The organism is Kitasatospora sp. NPDC058243 (assembly GCF_042882025.1).
Lineage (GTDB): Bacteria > Actinomycetota > Actinomycetes > Streptomycetales > Streptomycetaceae > Kitasatospora.
Map to the genome: position 1 here is coordinate 1 of NZ_JBHVWW010000012.1, position 16,027 is coordinate 16,027.

General features: G+C 74.2%; 18 protein-coding genes. 7 read left to right on the plus strand and 11 right to left on the minus strand.

The genetic code is table 11. The features are described 5' to 3' along the window. Positions 1-399: transposase (locus tag ACFVX9_RS11070; protein ID WP_387981381.1), on the plus strand; the 399-nt coding region annotated here is incomplete at its 5' end. Positions 400-432: 33 nt separating this feature from the next. On the opposite strand, the gene ACFVX9_RS11075 is transcribed toward ACFVX9_RS11070, so the two are convergent. From ACFVX9_RS11075 to zapE, 3 genes are all read right to left on the minus strand, one after another. Then, the gene (locus ACFVX9_RS11075; RefSeq protein WP_380343844.1) at positions 433-741 is read right to left on the minus strand and encodes a helix-turn-helix domain-containing protein; all 309 of its coding nucleotides are present in this window, start codon (positions 739-741) and stop codon (positions 433-435) included. A gap of 108 nt (positions 742-849) precedes the next feature. Continuing rightward, the gene (locus tag ACFVX9_RS11080) at positions 850-1,116 is read right to left on the minus strand and encodes a type II toxin-antitoxin system RelE/ParE family toxin (RefSeq protein WP_380376804.1); all 267 of its coding nucleotides are present in this window, start codon (positions 1,114-1,116) and stop codon (positions 850-852) included. A gap of 57 nt (positions 1,117-1,173) precedes the next feature. Next, positions 1,174-2,220 (minus strand): cell division protein ZapE, encoded by a 1,047-nt coding sequence (gene zapE, locus ACFVX9_RS11085; protein ID WP_380376808.1) that lies wholly within the window; start codon positions 2,218-2,220, stop codon positions 1,174-1,176. A gap of 102 nt (positions 2,221-2,322) precedes the next feature. On the opposite strand from zapE, the gene ACFVX9_RS11090 reads away from it, so the two are divergent. From ACFVX9_RS11090 to msrB, 4 genes are all read left to right on the plus strand, one after another. Continuing rightward, complete coding sequence (locus ACFVX9_RS11090; protein WP_380376801.1) at positions 2,323-3,090, plus strand: pyrimidine reductase family protein; 768 nt, start codon at positions 2,323-2,325, stop codon at positions 3,088-3,090. A gap of 66 nt (positions 3,091-3,156) precedes the next feature. Further along, complete coding sequence (locus ACFVX9_RS11095) at positions 3,157-3,618, plus strand: indole-3-glycerol phosphate synthase (RefSeq protein ID WP_107452931.1); 462 nt, start codon at positions 3,157-3,159, stop codon at positions 3,616-3,618. 104 nt (positions 3,619-3,722) lie between these two features. Then, positions 3,723-5,153: a UDP-N-acetylmuramate--L-alanine ligase gene (gene murC, locus ACFVX9_RS11100; protein WP_063349492.1), complete on the plus strand. Its 1,431-nt coding sequence runs from the start codon at positions 3,723-3,725 to the stop codon at positions 5,151-5,153. Between the two features lie 22 nt (positions 5,154-5,175). After that, complete coding sequence (gene msrB, locus ACFVX9_RS11105; RefSeq protein WP_380376798.1) at positions 5,176-5,580, plus strand: peptide-methionine (R)-S-oxide reductase MsrB; 405 nt, start codon at positions 5,176-5,178, stop codon at positions 5,578-5,580. A gap of 111 nt (positions 5,581-5,691) precedes the next feature. On the opposite strand, the gene ACFVX9_RS11110 is transcribed toward msrB, so the two are convergent. The 8 genes from ACFVX9_RS11110 to ACFVX9_RS11145 all read right to left on the minus strand — a co-directional run bounded on the left by ACFVX9_RS11110 (position 5,692) and on the right by ACFVX9_RS11145 (position 13,240). Further along, the gene (locus ACFVX9_RS11110; RefSeq protein WP_063349490.1) at positions 5,692-6,882 is read right to left on the minus strand and encodes a cytochrome P450; all 1,191 of its coding nucleotides are present in this window, start codon (positions 6,880-6,882) and stop codon (positions 5,692-5,694) included. Continuing rightward, complete coding sequence (locus ACFVX9_RS11115; RefSeq protein ID WP_363369119.1) at positions 6,879-7,487, minus strand: ATP/GTP-binding protein; 609 nt, start codon at positions 7,485-7,487, stop codon at positions 6,879-6,881. The genes ACFVX9_RS11110 and ACFVX9_RS11115 overlap by 4 nt, the downstream gene beginning before the upstream one ends. A 55-nt stretch (positions 7,488-7,542) precedes the next feature. Next, positions 7,543-7,896 (minus strand): DUF742 domain-containing protein, encoded by a 354-nt coding sequence (locus tag ACFVX9_RS11120; RefSeq protein WP_063349488.1) that lies wholly within the window; start codon positions 7,894-7,896, stop codon positions 7,543-7,545. Further along, positions 7,893-8,324, minus strand: a complete 432-nt coding sequence (locus tag ACFVX9_RS11125) for a roadblock/LC7 domain-containing protein (protein WP_363368868.1) — start codon at positions 8,322-8,324, stop codon at positions 7,893-7,895. The genes ACFVX9_RS11120 and ACFVX9_RS11125 overlap by 4 nt, the downstream gene beginning before the upstream one ends. Further along, a complete protein-coding gene (locus tag ACFVX9_RS11130) occupies positions 8,321-10,159 on the minus strand; it encodes an ATP-binding protein (RefSeq protein WP_380376793.1) in 1,839 nt (612 codons plus the stop codon). Before ACFVX9_RS11130 ends, ACFVX9_RS11125 begins: the two co-directional genes overlap by 4 nt. Before the next feature lie 105 nt (positions 10,160-10,264). Continuing rightward, positions 10,265-11,278: an MBL fold metallo-hydrolase gene (locus tag ACFVX9_RS11135; RefSeq protein WP_380376790.1), complete on the minus strand. Its 1,014-nt coding sequence runs from the start codon at positions 11,276-11,278 to the stop codon at positions 10,265-10,267. Between the two features lie 121 nt (positions 11,279-11,399). Next, complete coding sequence (locus ACFVX9_RS11140; RefSeq protein ID WP_063349484.1) at positions 11,400-12,203, minus strand: hypothetical protein; 804 nt, start codon at positions 12,201-12,203, stop codon at positions 11,400-11,402. A 116-nt stretch (positions 12,204-12,319) separates the two neighbouring features. Then, positions 12,320-13,240 carry a GNAT family N-acetyltransferase gene (locus ACFVX9_RS11145; RefSeq protein WP_380376786.1) on the minus strand — a complete coding sequence of 307 codons (921 nt, stop codon included), beginning with the start codon at positions 13,238-13,240 and terminating at the stop codon, positions 12,320-12,322. 268 nt (positions 13,241-13,508) lie between these two features. Here ACFVX9_RS11145 and ACFVX9_RS11150 point away from each other — a divergent pair, with 268 nt between their 5' ends. Both ACFVX9_RS11150 and ACFVX9_RS11155 read left to right on the plus strand, forming a co-directional pair. After that, positions 13,509-14,822 (plus strand): DUF692 domain-containing protein, encoded by a 1,314-nt coding sequence (locus ACFVX9_RS11150; protein ID WP_380376783.1) that lies wholly within the window; start codon positions 13,509-13,511, stop codon positions 14,820-14,822. 95 nt (positions 14,823-14,917) lie between these two features. Continuing rightward, positions 14,918-16,015 carry a TIGR04222 domain-containing membrane protein gene (locus ACFVX9_RS11155; protein ID WP_380343866.1) on the plus strand — a complete coding sequence of 366 codons (1,098 nt, stop codon included), beginning with the start codon at positions 14,918-14,920 and terminating at the stop codon, positions 16,013-16,015. Positions 16,016-16,027: the final 12 nt, after the last annotated feature.

Sequence of the window (16,027 nt, forward strand, 5' to 3'; positions counted from 1 at the left end):
CCCGCCTCCAGCGGCCGCACCAACCGCCACCGCCTGTCCCGCGGCGGAGACCGCGCGGCCAACGCCGCCCTCTACCGGATAGCCCTGTGCCGGATGTCCAGCGACCGACGCACCCGCGACCACGTCGCCCGCCAGAGCGAGGCCGGCCGCACCAAGAAGGAGATCATCCGCCTCCTCAAACGCGCCATCGCCCGCGAGATCTTCCGCTGCCTCACCACGACCGTCACGGCCCCCGAGACCGCCGACCTCCGGCCCGCCCGCCAGGCCAAGAACATCACCCTCACCGCCGTCGCCAACCACTTCGGCGTCTGGCCCGCCACCATCTCCACCCTCGAACGCGGCACCCGCCGAGACGACGACCTCGCCAACGCCTACCGCGAATGGCTCACCACCGCTTGACAACCCATAGGAGCATCAAGCGGTGCGGCTTCCTCAGGCCGCGTGCCCCTCGAACCTCATGGCGGGCTCGCGGGCCGGGTCGATGCGGACGACCGAGTCGAACGCGGCGGCGAGGCGTTCGATCAGCGGCAGGGTCGGATCGACACCGCTCTCCTCGATGCTCTCGACCGTCGCCTCGTCCAGCCCGGCCCGCTCCGCGAGTTCGGCGAGCGTCCAGCCGAGAGCGGATCGGCGGGCGTACACGGCCTCGGCCAGCGCCATCCGCCGCCCGGCCGCCCGGTACTGCTCGCTCTCCCGATGCTCCGGCGGCACGACCCACCGCGTGTGATAACCGCTGCTCACCGCTGCTCCTCCCGGTCGTAGGCGTCGTGGTCGGCGGCGGGCAGATGCTCGGCCTCACACACCTTCTGAGCCCGCCGTGCCCGCTCGACCTGATCCGTTTCGCGGTTCCTATGTCTTACGGAAGACCGTCAGCAGCACAGCCCTCCGCCCGGGTGCGAGCCAGTACGTGATCCGCATCGGCCCGACCCGCAGTTCCCGCAGTCCGCCGCCGAGGTGGCTGGAGAGCGGGAACGGCAGGAGTTCACCGTCCTCGGCCAATCGATCCGCCGCGCGCTCGACCGCACGGTACTCGGGGAGCGGACACTGCCGCAGCCACTCGCGTACCTCGGGTTCGATCTCGATCGAGTAGCCCGCTGCGGGCCCGCCACCGGCCATGCGTCCCCCCTCTGCTCCGCTAGGGAGCAACGCCCGGCCGGGGCGGGGGTTACGGGGTCAGGTCTTCGCGCTGTCGCGGGCGAGGGCGACCAGGCGGGAGATGGCGCGGAGGTACTTCTTGCGGTAGCCGCCGCGGAGCATGTCGTCCGGGAAGACCTGGTCGAAGGGGAGGCCGGAGGCGGTGATGGGGAGCTCGCGGTCGTACATGCGGTCGGCGAGGACGACCAGGCGCAGGGCGGTGGACTGGTCGTCGACCTGGCGGACGCCGCGCAGGCAGACGGCGGTGACGTCGTCGAGCAGCGCGCCGTAGCGGCTGGGGTGGACGGCGGAGAGGTGGGCGAGGAGGGTGTCGAAGTCGTCCAGGGAGGCGCCGGGGGTGCGGGCGGCGACGGCGTCGACGGCCGCGTCGGGGTAGGGCGGCGGGGCGTCCGGGAGGCCGCGGTGGCGGTAGTCCTGGCCGTCGATCCGCATCGGGCGGAAGTGCGCGGACAGGCCCTGGATCTCGCGCAGGAAGTCGGCGGCGGCGAAGCGGCCCTCGCCGAGCTTCTCCGGCAGGGTGTTCGAGGTGGCGCAGAGCTTGACGCCGTTGTCGACGAGGCGGGTGAGCAGCGTGGAGACCAGGACGGTGTCGCCCGGGTCGTCGAGCTCGAACTCGTCGATGCACAGCAGCGTGTGCTCGGAGAGGGTCCGGACGGCCTGCTGGAAGCCGAGCGCACCGACCAGGTTGGTCAGCTCGACGAAGGTGCCGAAGGCCTTGGGGCCGGGGGCGGCGTGCCAGAGCGAGGCGAGCAGGTGGGTCTTGCCGACGCCGTAGCCGCCGTCGAGGTACACGCCGGCCGGGCCGGTGGGCGCCGGGGCTGAGCGGCGGAACCAGCTGCGCCTGGGCGCGGAACCGTTTCCCCCGCCGAGGGTGGTGGCGAACTGCTCCAGGACCTGGACGGCCTCGTACTGGCTGGGCTGGTTCGGGTCCGGAATGTACGTCCCGAAGCTCACGTCGGAGAACCGGGGCGGCGGGACCATCTCGGCGACCAGCCGCTCGGCGGGCACGACGGGGCGGCGGTCGGCGAGCGCGATCGGGGAGCCGGCCGCGCTCGCGGCGGCTATGGACTCGGTCGCGGTGTCGGGGCGGGGGGCTGCTGGCACGTTAGTAGAGGGTACGCCTGGTGCAGAGCGCCTCGGGACGGCGGCCGGTGGAAGACTGAGGGCATGCAACAGTTGATCAGCCCGCTGGGCGAGCCGGTCGCCGACCCGGCCTCGCTGGAGTCGCTCGCCGCCGTCTACGCGTACCCCGACCAGGTGAATCGGGGGCGGCCCTGGCTGCGCGCCAACATGGTGGCCGGTCTGGACGGCGGGGCGAGGCTGGAGGGCCTATCGGAGGGCCTGTCCGGGGACGCCGACAAGCGGATCTTCGGTGTGCTGCGCGCGCTGTCGGACGTGGTGCTGGTGGGCGCGGAGACGGTCCGCGCGGAGGGCTACCGGCCGGCCCGGGCCCGGGCCGAGTTCGCGGTGGCGCGGGCGGCGGCCGGGCAGGCCCCGGCTCCGGCGATCGCGATCGTGAGCCGCTCGCTGACCCTGGACCTGACCGCGCCGCTGTTCACCGCCCCGCTGGTCAGGACGGTGGTGATCACCACTGCGGACGCGCCCGAGGAGCGCCGCCGGGCGGTCGCCGAGGTGGCCGACCTGGTGCTCGCCGGGGAGGGGTCGGTGGACCTGCGGGCGGGCGTGTCGGCGCTGGCGGAGCGGGGCTGGACGCGGTTGCTGAGCGAGGGCGGCCCGCGGCTGCTGGGACAGCTGGCGGCGGCGGGTCTGCTGGACGAGTTGTGCCTGTCACTGGCTCCGCTGATCACGGGCGGCGACGCGCCGCGCATCATCCGCGATGCGCAAATGCCTGACGTGCAGCGGATGCGGCTGGTCTCATTGATCGAGCAGAAAGGATTCCTCTTCACCCGCTACCTGCGTCCGCCGACCCCGTGACCGACGGGTCGTGATCCCGTTAATGCGATGCCGGGGCCCGGGGGCCGGCCACTGGAAGGGACTCACGTGTTCAAGACGGTACTGATGATCGAAAAGGCTCTCTCCGACGCGGACGTGGAACTCGTCACCACGCTCCACAGCGACGAGAAGGTCTCCTTCGTCGTCCTGATGCAGCCGCGCGGCAAGCAGGACGAGCTGCTGCGGGCGCTGGACGACGTGGCGCTCGGCCACCTCGACAAGGTGGTGCACGAGCACGACGAGTCCGAGTCCGGGCCGACCGTGGCCACCGAGTCGCTCGAACACAGCCTGCGCCACCTGCGCGCGGCCGGGGCCGAGGCGGTCGGCGAGCTGGTCGAGGAGAAGCCGCTGGACCGGCTGCGGACGGCGGTCGAGGAGCACCGCGCGGACGAGGTGGTGGTGCTCACCTCACCGCACTTCGTGGAGGAGTTCTTCCACCGCGACTGGGCCTCCCAGGCCCGGCACAAGGTGGGGGTCCCGGTGCTGCGGCTGTTCGCCAGCGACTCCTAGGGATCCCGGCCGGTGGTGCAGAATCGTCCTTGCGGTCCGCCCGCGAGGACGATTCCCCATCCCGTCCGCCCGACCATTCCGCCCCCGCCCTACGGAGCCCCGCCTTGAACGACGCCGCGCACGACCTGCACGCCCCGCACTTCATCGGCATCGGCGGCGCCGGGATGTCCGGCCTGGCGAAGATCCTCGCGGTGCGCGGCGCCAGCGTCTCCGGCAGCGACTCCAAGGAGTCCGAGACCGTCCTCGCGCTGCGCGCCCTCGGCGCGACCGTGCACGTCGGCCACGCCGCCGAGCACGTGCCGGACGGCACCAGCAGCGTGGTGGTCTCCAGCGCGATCCGCGCCGACAACCCGGAGCTGGCCGCCGCCCACGAGCGCGGCATCCCGGTGGTGCACCGCTCCGACGCGCTGGCCGCCCTGATGGGCGGCCGCCGGGCGCTGGCGGTGGCCGGCACCCACGGCAAGACCACCACCACCAGCATGCTCGCCGTCGCCCTCGGCGAGCTGGGCCTGGACCCGTCCTACGCGATCGGCGGCGACCTCGACACGCCCGGCTCCAACGCCCACCACGGCGCCGGCGAGATCTTCGTCGCCGAGGCCGACGAGAGCGACCGCAGCTTCCACAAGTACGCGCCCGAGGTGGCGATCGTGCTCAACGTGGAGCTGGACCACCACGCCAACTACGCCTCGATCGAGGAGATCTACGAGTCCTTCGAGACCTTCGTCGGCCGGATCACCCCCGGCGGCACCCTGGTGGTCTCCGCCGACCACGACGGCGCCCGCGAGCTGACCGCCCGGGTGGCCGGCCGCGAGGGCCTCACCGTGGTGACCGTCGGCGCCGCCGAGGACGCCGACGTCCGGGTCCGCTCGGTGGTCGCCCGCGGCATGACCAGCGAGGTCACCGTCGAGCTGGACGGCGCCGAGCTGTCCTTCACCGTCTCGGTGCCCGGCCGGCACTACGCGCACAACGCGGTCTCCGCGCTGGCCGCCGGCGTCGCGCTGGGCGTCCCGGCCGCCGACCTGGCCAAGGCCCTCGGCGCCTACACCGGCGTGCGGCGCCGCCTCCAGCTCAAGGGCGAGGCCGGCGGCGTCCAGGTGATCGACTCCTACGCCCACCACCCCACCGAGATGACCGCCGACCTGGAGGCGATCCGGGAGGGCCTGGAGGGCGAGGGCCGGGTACTGGTGGTCTTCCAGCCGCACCTGTTCAGCCGCACCCAGCAGCTCGCCGAGGAGATGGGCCAGGCCCTGGCGCTGGCCGACGCCTCGGTGGTGCTGGACATCTACCCGGCCCGCGAGGACCCGATCCCCGGCGTGACCAGCGAGCTGATCATCGACGCCGCCCACCGGGCCGGCGCCGACGTCACCGCCGAGCACTCCTTCGCCGCCGCCCCCGCCGTACTGGCCGGCCTGGCCCGCCCCGGCGACCTGCTGCTCACCATGGGCGCCGGCGACGTCACCAACCTGGGCCCCGCCATCCTGGAGGAGATCCGGGGAAGCGTGCAGCACCTCTCGAACGTTGCCTCCAACGTCTGACGTACCCCGACCGGGAGCCGTGATGAGCTACGAGATCGAGAAGACCGAGGCCGAGTGGCGGGACGAGCTGAGCCCCGAGGAGTACCACGTGCTCCGCGAGGCCGGCACCGAGCGCCCGTTCACCGGTGAGTACACCGACACCAAGACCATCGGCGTCTACGGCTGCCGGGCCTGCGGCGCGGAGCTGTTCAGCTCCGAGACCAAGTTCGACAGCCACTGCGGCTGGCCGTCGTACTACGCGCCGCTGGCCGGGGACCGGGTCCAGTACATCGAGGACACCACGCTCGGCATGCGCCGGGTCGAGGTGCGCTGCGCCCGCTGCGGCGGGCACCTGGGCCACGTCTTCGAGGGCGAGGGCTACGGCACGCCGACCGACCAGCGGTACTGCATCAACAGCGTCTCGCTGACGCTGAAGCCGGCCGAGTAGCGCCGGCCGGTCGCGCCGCGAGGGCCCGGGTTTCCGTACGGACGGACACCCGGGCCCTCGTCCGTCCCGGGCCGTCGGGACTCGGGCCAGCAAGGTTCGGGCCGCCGGGGCTCAGGCCGTCGGGGCGAAGCGGACCGGGAGGTGGACCAGGGCCCGGTGGAACGGGCCGGGGCGCCAGAGCAGGTCCTCGGCCGGGGTGGCCAGTTCGAGGTCGCTGAGCCGGCTGGTCAGCTGCTCGATCGCGGTGATCGCGATCAGCAGCGCCGGGTCACGGGCCGGGCAGCCGTGCGGGCCGGCCGCCCAGGCCAGGTGGGCGCTCTCGCCGCTGCGCAGCTCGGTGCCGTCGGTGGGCGGCGCGGCCTGCGAGTTGGCGGCCGCGTAGGAGACCAGCACCAGGGTGCCGGCCGGGATCTCCCGGCCGTGGAAGGTGATGTCGTAGCGCGGGTAGTGGGCGGAGAGGTTGGCCAGCGGCGGCTCGTGCCAGAGCACCTCGTCGATCGCCTGGTAGGCGGTCATCGCGCCGCCGATGAGGGAGCCGGCGTAGCGGGCGTCGGTGAGCAGGCGCAGCAGGGCGTTGCCGATCAGGTTGGTGGTCGGCTCGTGCCCGGCGATCATGGTGAGGGTGATCTGCCGGATCACCTCGTCGTCCTCCAGCCCGGCCGGGTGGGTGACGAACCAGGAGGTGAGGTCGTGCCGGGGCCGCTCGCGCCGCTCGGCGACCATGGCGGTGACCACCGCGACGAGGTCCCCGTACGCGACGACGGCCTTCTCGGTGGACTCGATCATCCCGGCGATCCCGGCGACCAGCCGGGCGCTGTGCTCCTCGGGCACGCCGAACCAGGTGGTGAGGACGAAGGCCGGCAGCTGGCGGGCGTATTCGGCGATCAGGTCGGCGGTGCCGGCCGCCTCGAAGCGGTCGACCAGTTGGTGGGCGACCTCGGCGACCCGGCGCTGGAGCCGGTGCGGTTCGAGCAGGGCGAGGCCGTCGGTGATCACCGCGCGGTAGCGCGCGTGCACCTCGCCGTCGCTGAACAGGGCGGTCGGGCGGTAGCCGAGCACCGGCAGCAGCGGGTTGTCGGGGGCGACGGTGCGCTGCCAGGCGCGGGAGTCCTTGGAGAAGGTGTCGGTGTCGCGCAGCAGGTCCAGGGCGGCCTGGTAGTCGGTGACCAGCAGGGCCTCGACGCCGGGCGCGATCTCCACCGGGGCGACGGCGCCGTAGCGGCGCAGCCGGTCGTAGACCAGCTGCGGGTCGGCGGCGAAGACCGGGCCGTAGATCGGGGTCGGGCGGGTGTCGGTGGTCACGGGCGCTCCTCGGCGGCGGAGGCGGCAGGGACGGTCGCTACCTGGTCCGCGGGGTCGGGGGCGTTCGCGGGGGCGGCGGGCAGGCCGTCGAGGACGTGCTCGGCCAGCGCGATCAGCGCGTCCAGGCTGGCGCCGCGCTCGCGGGCGTCGCAGAGCAGCAGCGGGGTGGTGGGGTGCAGGTCCAGGTGGGCGCGCAGCACCTCGATCGAGTGGACCGGCGCGTCCGGGAAGCAGTTGACGGCGACGGCGTAGGGCAGGCCCTGCTCCTCGACCATGTCCATGATCTCGAAGGAGTCGGCGAGCCGGCGGGTGTCGGCGAGCACCAGCGCGCCGAGGGCGCCGCGGGCGATGTCCTGCCAGAGCGGGAAGAAGCGGCGCTGGCCGGGGGTGCCGAACATGTAGAGCACGAGGTTGCCGGGCAGGGTCAGCCGGCCGAAGTCGACGGCGACCGTGGTGGTGGCCTTCTCGGGCAGGCCGGCCAGGTCGTCCACCGGCCGTCCGGTCTCGGTCATCGCCTCCTCGGTGTGCAGGGTGGCGATCTCGGAGAGGGTGCGGATGAGCGTCGTCTTGCCGACCCCGAACGGGCCGGCCACCACCAGCTTCATCAGCGTCTGGTCCCGGTCGGGCAGGTAGCCCACCCGGCTCGGCCGGTCGGCCGGGCTACCGGAGCGCACGGAGTCCAACGAGGAGCCTCTCGACGATGGAGCGGTCGGTCTGCTGGGCGCGCGGGATCGGCGCGCGGGCGCGCAGGCAGCCCGCCTCGACCAGATCGGCCGCGAGGAAGACGGTGGCGCTGACCGGCAGGCACAGGTGCGCGGCGGCTTCCACCACGGTCAGCGCGCCGGGGCGCAGCAGTTCCCAGAGCCGCTGGTGTTCGGGTTCCAGCTCGCGGGGCGGTTCGGTGCGGTCCGCGAACAGCACGGTGAGCCGGTCGAAGCCGGCGGTGCCGGGGCGGCTGCGGCCGCCGGTGGCCAGGTAGGCGGGCACCATCCGCCTGCGGGGTACGGCGGTCATGATCGGACGGTGGTGTCCTGCTGCCGGCTCGGACTCGCGAGGGCACGGCCCAGGGCGGCGACCTGCACCTGCATCTGGTAGGCCACGTTGCCGAGTTGGGCCTCCGGGGAGGTGAACACGGCGAGCGAGGTGTTCTCCCCGGCCGGGACGACGACGGCGTAGCCGAGGTCGGACTCGACGACGGTCTGGGCCAGCCGGGGCCGTTCGGTGTCGGTGAAGGCGCTGGTGAACGCTCGGGCGGCGGCGTGCACGGTGGCGGTCATCGCGGCGACCCGCTCGGCGGAGGCGCGGTCGAGCCCGTCGGAGGCTCCCTCGACGAGGCCGTCACCGGTGGCGATGACCGCGTGCAGCACCCCCGGCAGCTCCAGCAGCGGGGTCAGCACCCACGAGATCTCGTCGGTGGTGGTCGGGCTGGGCGTGCTGGTCACTGCTCGGCTCCTTCGGGGGTCGGGTCGGGCGGACGGACGGTGGTGCGGGCACCGGTGTCGCGGGCGGCCGCGGTCGGGCCGCTCCGGCCGGTCGGGCTGGATTCGCTGGCCGGGCTGGTCCCGGCGGTCGTGCTGGACTCGCCGGTCGTGCTGGTCCCTCGGGCGGCCTGTGCCACGGCGGCGCGGCCGGAGCCGGTGCCCTCCTGGAGCGCCTGCCAGTGGGCGGCGGCGCGCTCGGGCGTCCGCTCGGGGGCCCGAGCGGACGGCTCGGCCGGTGCGGCGGACGGCCTGGCGGCGGGCTCGGGGGCGCCGGGGCCGTCGGCGGTGACCGGTCGGCGGCGTCGCCGGCTGGGCAGGCCGGTGCCGTCGTCGACCGGGTCGGCGGGGCCGGCCGGTGCGTCGGGCACCGCGTGGATGGCGGGCGCGGGGTGCGGGCCCGGCTGGTTGTGCCGGTCGGCGAGCGGGGGCGGCCCGTCGCCCTCGTCGGCGTCGCGCATCGGCGGGACGGCCTGGACGGTGGGCGCGGGGGCCGGGCCGGCGCCGGCCCGCAGCGGCAGCGGGGTGAGCACCGACAGCGGCTGCTCGTCGTCGACGACGGTCACCAGCGCGGCCGGGATGCGCAGGATGGTGCGCATCCCGCCGTACGGCGAGGGCTCGATGTGGCAGGAGAAGCCGTACTGGCGGGCCAGTTTGCCGATCACCGCGAAGCCGGTCTTGGGCGGGTTGCCGAGTTCGGTGAGCAGGACGTCGGGCGGGCCGGCCAGCAGTCGGCGGGCCCGGCGCAGCTGGTCGTCGTCCATGCCGATGCCGCTGTCGTCGATGATCACCAGCGCGCCGCGGCCGCCCTGCTGGACGGTGACCGGGATGTCGGTCTCCGGGTGCGAGTAGGCGGAGGCGTTGGCGAGGAGTTCGGCGACGGTGATGGCCAGCGGCTCGGCGGCCCGGGCGACCACGGCGAGCCGCTGCTCGCGCAGGTGGTTGGCGACCTTGATCCGGGCGTAGCCGGGCACCCGGGAGAGCGCGCCGACCACCACTTCGGCGAGCGGCGAGTCGGTGCGGGCCAGGCCGGGCCAGGCTTCGCAGAGCACGGCGACGGTCTGGATCCGGCGCAGCGCGACCTCGTTGCGGAAGTCGACCTCCAGCAGCCGGGGGTCGTCGTTGTCGTGCTGGAGCTGCTGGACCAGGCTCTGGATCTGGTAGAGCAGCGTCTGGATCCGGGAGGTGGCGCCGCGCATGGCGGCGCGGGCGGCGGCGTCGACGCGTTCGCGCTCGTCGGTGAGGGCGGCGGAGGCGGCGTCCAGGACGGACTGCAGCGCCCGGACGGCCTCGGGGCCGACGGCCTGCGGGTCCAGCGGGCCGACCAGCGGGGCGTTGGCGTGGCTGAGCCGGACGGCGGTGGCGGCCACCCGTTCCTGGGCGAGGTGGCCGATCTCGGCGAGCAGGGCGGCGGTGTGCTCCTCGGCGACGGTGAGCCGCCGTTCGGCCTCCCCGGCCCGGGTGCTCGCGGCGGCGGCCCGCTGGTCGGTCTCCCGGGTGGTGTCCTCGGCGGTGCGGGCTCGGCTCTCGGCCTCCCGGGTGCGCTCCTCGGCGGCCCGGTAGCGGCTCTCGGCGTCGTGGGTCTCCTCGGTGGCGCGCCGGGCGGCCTCCTGCGCCTCGCGCAGTTGCTGCTCGGCGCGGGCCAGCCGGCCTTCGGCGGCGCGGGCGCGTTCCTCGCCGTGGCCGCGGGCGGTCTCGGCGGCGACCGCCCGGGTGAGGGCCCGGGCCCGGCCGCGGGCGAGCACGCCCGCCGTCGCGGCGGCGACCAGCGCCAGGGCGATCAGCGCAATCTGCGTCATCGAAGTCCTCGGGAGTCCTCTGGGGGTCCTGGCTGGTCGGCTGCTGCCGGGCCGGGGGCCGGTGGTGGTCCGGCCCGGGCGCGGCGGGCGGTCAGTCCCGGGCGGTCAGTCCCGGGCGGCGGCGCGCGGGCGCGGGCTGCGGGCGGCGTCCTCGGCCAGTTCGCGGGCCACCTGGGCGACCTGGCCCATGGCCTCCAGGACGTTCGGCACCTCGGTTCCGTCCAGGTGCCGGTACTCGGCGGCGATGGTGAGCACCAGCCGCTCGGGCAGGCCGAGTTCGGGGTGGCGCTGCTCGGCGATCACCCGCCGGGCGGCGTCCAGCGCGGGGATCCCGGCGGTGTGCAGGGCGTGCGCGCGCTCCCGGACGTACGTCAGGTAGGCGATGTGGTGGCGGACGCCGTCGCGGTCGAGCACGGGGCCGTGGCCGGGGACGAAGATCTCGGCGCCGGTGGCCAGGATCCGCTCGCAGGCGGTGATCACGTTCTCCAGCGGGCCGGCCCAGTGCACCGGGTGGTCGCCCGGGTACTCGGGGGTCGAGCCGAAGATCACGTCGCCGGTGAAGACGGCGCGCTGGTACGGGAGGTGGACGATCAGGTCGCCGCCGGTGTGGGCGGCGGGCAGGCCGGTCACCTGCACCGGGTACTCCCCCACCCGCAGTTCCAGCTCGCCGGTGAAGACGGTGTCCGGGTGCACGGGGTCGGTGGCGGACCAGTCGAACCGTCCGAAGTGCTCTCTGAGGTAGCCGCCGAGCGGGGAGTCCGGGTCGCCGCCGACGACGAGGGCGTGCTGCTGCTGCGGGGTGGGCTCGTAGTGGATGTGCTCCAGCGCCTCGCGGGTGGAGATCACCTCGGCGTCCGGGACGACTCCGGCGCCCCACAGGTGGTCGCCGTTGGCGTGGGTGACGATCACCCGGTCGACCTCGACCCCGGCCGGCAGCAGGCGGCGGCTGGCGGCGAGGAACTCCCCGGCCAGGGTGGGGTCGTAGGGGGTGTCGATCCAGAGCGCGGTCTTCGCCGAGGCCAGCAGCCCGCAGTTGGCCAGGCCCCAGCCCCGCTTCGGGGGGAGCCACACGTGCAGGTCCTCGGCAATCGCGCTCACGTTCGCACGGTTGATCGTCATGTGCGCGATTATGCCCAAAGTGTGTCAGGGGCGGGGCAAAACCTGTACGGCCGCCAGGAGTTGCTGCCCCAGACTCTCCCGAGCTGTCCGGTTTCGCCCCCTGTGGTCGAGACCAATCGTCTCAACCGTCGGGACGACCCGTGGACACCTCACCTCGGAATCCCGACGGGACGTCGGACCGGGGCGCGGGCAGGGTACGGCAGACCTCGACCGTGACGTCGACGGTGTCCAGGCCTATCACCCGCCCCTCCACCGCGACGAATCCTTTCTCCCCCGAGCGGAAGAGCGCCGCCAGCGGGGAGTTGCGGCTCGCCGCGGTCAACGCCTCCACCGCCATCGCGGAACCGAAGGCGAACACCCCGCAGAGCACGACGCAGGGCGCCTGCCGGGGCGTGCGGGTCACGAAGATGAAGCCGTGGTCGCGGATCAGCTCCCCGGCCGGGTTGTACAGCGCCTCGAAGGTCATTGCGCCCCACCGGGCGCGGGCCTCGTCCGGGTACTCGATGGCGAAATCCGGGAACACCGCGTCCAGCACGCCGCCGGAATAGGAGTTGACGCTCGGGCCCCCGATCGAGAACGTCGGCATCCGCGGATCCTGCGCGCCGGCCACCACCAGTTCGATCGTCGCCTTCCGGTTGACCTTCCGCAGCAGGTCGGTGAGCCCCGCTATCGCCCTGGCCTCGGCCATCGGCATGAACAGCACGTTCTTCGGCCCGCGGCTGGTCAGTTGGCAGCCGTCCGTGGTGAAGGCGAACTCCGCGACCTCGATGCTCGGCGTGATGATCTGCACCCGGCTGTACGGCGCCAGCAGCGCCCGCAGGAAGCCGTAGCGCAGGAACAGTCTGGTCCGGGCGAGGGAGCGGGCCGCGAGGAAGCCGATCACGGCCGGAACCGATGCGATGAACACCTGGAGCAGGATCTCCATATCATCCCCACGGAGAAAGACTCGACCACGAACTGTGTGCCCTGGTTAAGTCCCCTCCGTGGCCGGAAATACCCCCCTCGCGGCAATTCCGACCGTCAGGATTGCCGCACCCGGCGTCACTTCAAGCGCTTGATCCCCTTGCGCTCCCCGGCGCACCGCTCGTACCCCAGCCACGCGTTGATCGCGAGCATCGGCGCATTGGTCTCGTCGTTGGAGGTGTACGCGCGCCGGTAGCCCGCCGCGGCCGCCAGGCGCAGCGACTCCAGCTTGGCCAGCTTGCTCAGCCCGCGCCCGCGGAACTCCCGGCGGCAGGCGGTGAACGCGGACCAGTAGCGGTCCACCCCGTCGGTCTGCGCCATGCTGAACGCGGCCGGTTCGCCGTCCACCACGGCGACGACGGTCAGCGCCCGGTCCAGGTCCGGCCGGGCCCAGTCGCCCCGCAGCCAGTCCTCGTACTCCAGGGCGTCCATCGGCACCTCGCCGGGCTCGTCCCGGACGGCGTCCGCCTCGACCAGGAACAGCGGGCGCGGGTCGGCCGCCCAGTCGGCGGCCGGGCGCAGCTCGACGCCGGCCGGCCGTACGGGCACCTGCGGCAGCGGCAGCGCCAAGTCCCGTCCGCCGAACTGCGCCGCGCGCCCGAGCTCGTAGCCCCGGGCGGTGGCGAAGGCCAGCGAGGCGGGCTCGTCGTCCAGCCAGGTGTGCAGCTCGCTCACCCCGTGCCCGGCCAGGTGCCGTTCGGCCGCGGCCAGCAGCGCGGTGGCCGCGCCGCGCCGCCGGAACCGCGGCAGCACGCTGCCGTTGGCGTACCCGACGCCGGCGGTCGTCGTCCCGAGCACCGCCGCACAGCGCACCGCGCCGACCACCCGGCCGTCCAGCTCGGCGACGAAGGTGCGGAAGTGCTCGCCCGGGCTCTGCCGGCCGTTCATCCAGAGCAGGGCCTCGGAGGTCATCACCAGGTGCTCGCGCCCGGCCCGGTGGGCGGCGGCCACGGCCTCGGCGTCGTCGGGGCGGAAGTCACGGATCGTCAAAGAAGTCATGGGTTCCCACGCTAGCCCCGCCCGCCCGTCCGGCGCCTGCGAATTTTCCCTCGCCGGTGCGCCTCACCTGCGGCAACGGCCCCGGCTCGGGACCAAAGTCCCTCACCCCCGCGGCGGCAAGCTCAAATAATGCTCTGAGAAGACCGGGCGGGGCTTGGCAGCCGCCCCACCCGGGGACATCCTCAGCAACACGGCCGCGCGGTCCTGGCGACGAAGCCCGCACCACCCGACGGCCTCCCCACCCGGCCCTCCGAAAGGGGGCGAACCGATGACCTCCCCTGCCCTGGACCTGCCCGGCTCCGCCACCCCGGCGCGGGGCGGCGCACCCCGCCTCGGCGTCGGCCTCGGCTGGCGCAGCGAGATCGACACCGTCGTCGAACGCCAACCCGGCCTGGACTGGGTCGAGGTGGTCGCCGAGAACATCTGCGCCGACCACCTGCCCGAGTCCCTGACGGTCCTGCGCGCCCGCGGCGTCACCGTCATCCCGCACGGCGTGGCGCTCGGCCTCGGCGGCGCCGACCTGCCCGACCCCGCCCGGCTCGCCAAGCTCGCCGGGGCGGCGCTCGCCCTCGGCTCCCCGCTGGTCACCGAGCACCTGGCGTTCGTCCGGGCCGGCGGCCTGGAGGCCGGCCACCTGCTGCCCGTCCCCCGCACCCGGGACTCGCTGCGGGTGATCGCCGAGAACGTCCGGATCGCCCAGGACCAACTCCCGGTGCCGCTCGCGCTGGAGAACATCGCCGCCCAGCTGGCCTGGCCCGACGACGAGCTGACCGAGGGGCAGTTCCTCGCCGAACTGGTCGAGCGGACCGGCGTCCGGCTGCTGATCGACGTCGCCAACCTGCACACCAACCGGGTCAACCTCGGCATCGACCCGGCCGCCGAACTGGACCGCCTGCCGCTGGAGGCGCTCGCCTACGTCCACGTCGCCGGCGGCACCCTGGTCGACGGCGTCTGGCACGACACCCACGCCCACCCCGTCACCGAACCGGTGCTGGAGGTCCTGGCCGAACTCTGCGCACGGGTCGCACCACCCGGCGTCCTGCTGGAACGGGACGCCGCCTTCCCGCCGCCCAGCGAGCTGGCCGGCGAACTGGACGCCATCCGCCGGGTGCTGGAGGGGAGCACCCCGCGGACGGCCCCACCGGCCCCCCGCACCGAGCCCCGGGAGACCGCGGCGGGCGCGTGCCCGAGCGGCACCCGCGCCCGGCTGGCGCGGCGCCAGGAGGACCTGCTCGCCGCCCTGGTGGCCGGCGGGCCCGTCCCGCCCGGCTTCGACCCGGACCAGGTCCGCGCCCAGTCCACCGGCCTGGCCACCAAACGGCGGGACACCGTCGCCAAGGTGGCCCCCGAACTGCCCCGCCTGCTCGGCCGGCCGTACGGGCCGCTGTTCCTCGACTACGCCCGCCGGCACCCGCAGACCGGCGGCTACCGCACCGACGCCCGGGCCTTCGCCGCCTGGGCACTCGCCGACAGCGGCCCGCTCGCCGCCGACCACCGCCGGGCCCTGGAGCAGTGGCTCCACCCGGCCGCCGAGCGGCCGCCCGGCGCGTTCGCCCGCCTGCGCCGAGCCCTGCGGCACTGAGCAGGCACTGAGCAGGCGCTGAGCAGGCGCTGAGCAGGCGCTGAGCAGGCGCTGAGCACCCGTCTTCACCGCACACCTTCGGGGGGAACCCGCCCATGTGGCACAACACCTACTTCGTCATCCCCGCCGTCCTGCTGGTGGCGGCCTCGCTGTACGCGTCCCGGACCAAGCATCGGGTCGGCCACGTCGCACACGTCCGGGGCCTGCCGGGCCGCGGCCTGCCGCTGATGGACACCGCCTTCCTGTCCGGCGGCCCCGGCCGGGTCTTCGACACCGCCCTGATCCGGATGCACCTCTCCGAGCGGGCCGTGATCAGCCGCGCCGGCCTGGTCACCCTCACCGGGCACAAGCCGTACGACGCCGTCGACCAGGCCGTCCTGGACGCCGTCGGCCCGGGCGGCAGCCGTGAACTCGCCCCGCTGCGCCGGGCCGTGATGCGCTCCGCCGCCGTGCAGGAGATCGGCAACCGGCTCGCCGACCGCGGCCTGATGCGCCGCCCCGAGCGGCTGCGGCGGGCCCGCACCGCCCGGCGGCTGCTCTGGCTCGCGCTGCTCGGCGTCGCCGTCTCGACCGTCCTCGCCCACGTGCTGGACGACGGCGGCGCCGGCTCCGACCGCCCCGCACCGTGGGTCCCGGTGGTGCTCCTGGTCTTCGGCGGGATGAGCCTGCTCGTCACCTGGCCGGTCAAGGGCCGGATCACCCCGGCCGGGCGGCGCCAGCTCTCCCTGATGAAGGTCGGCACGCCGTGGACGCCGAGCGCCGGCCTGTCGCCGAAGACGACCGGCGGCGTGCTGCTGGGCGCCCTCGCGCTCGGCGGGCTGGCCGCCGCCGGGCTGGAGGACGACGAGCTGCAGTCCGCGATGCTGGCCGCGGCCGCCCAGGACGAGGCGATGAAGTCGGCCGCCGCGAGCTCCTACGCCGCCTCCTCCTCGACGGGCTCCTCCAGCAGCTTTCCCCCCAGCTCGTGCAGCTCGTCCGGGTCCTCCTGCGGGGGCTCCACGGCCTGGTGCGGCTCCTCCCACTCCGGCTCCTCCGGCTGCGGGGGAAGCAGCAGCAGCTGCGGATCCTCGTCCTCCAGCTGCGGCTCCGGCTCCAGCAGTTGCGGCTCCTCCTCGTCGAGCTGCGGGTCGTCCTCGTCCAGTTGCGGCTCGTCCTCGTCGAGCTGCGGTGGTGGCGGTGGCTGCGGCTCCTGACGTCACAGTTCG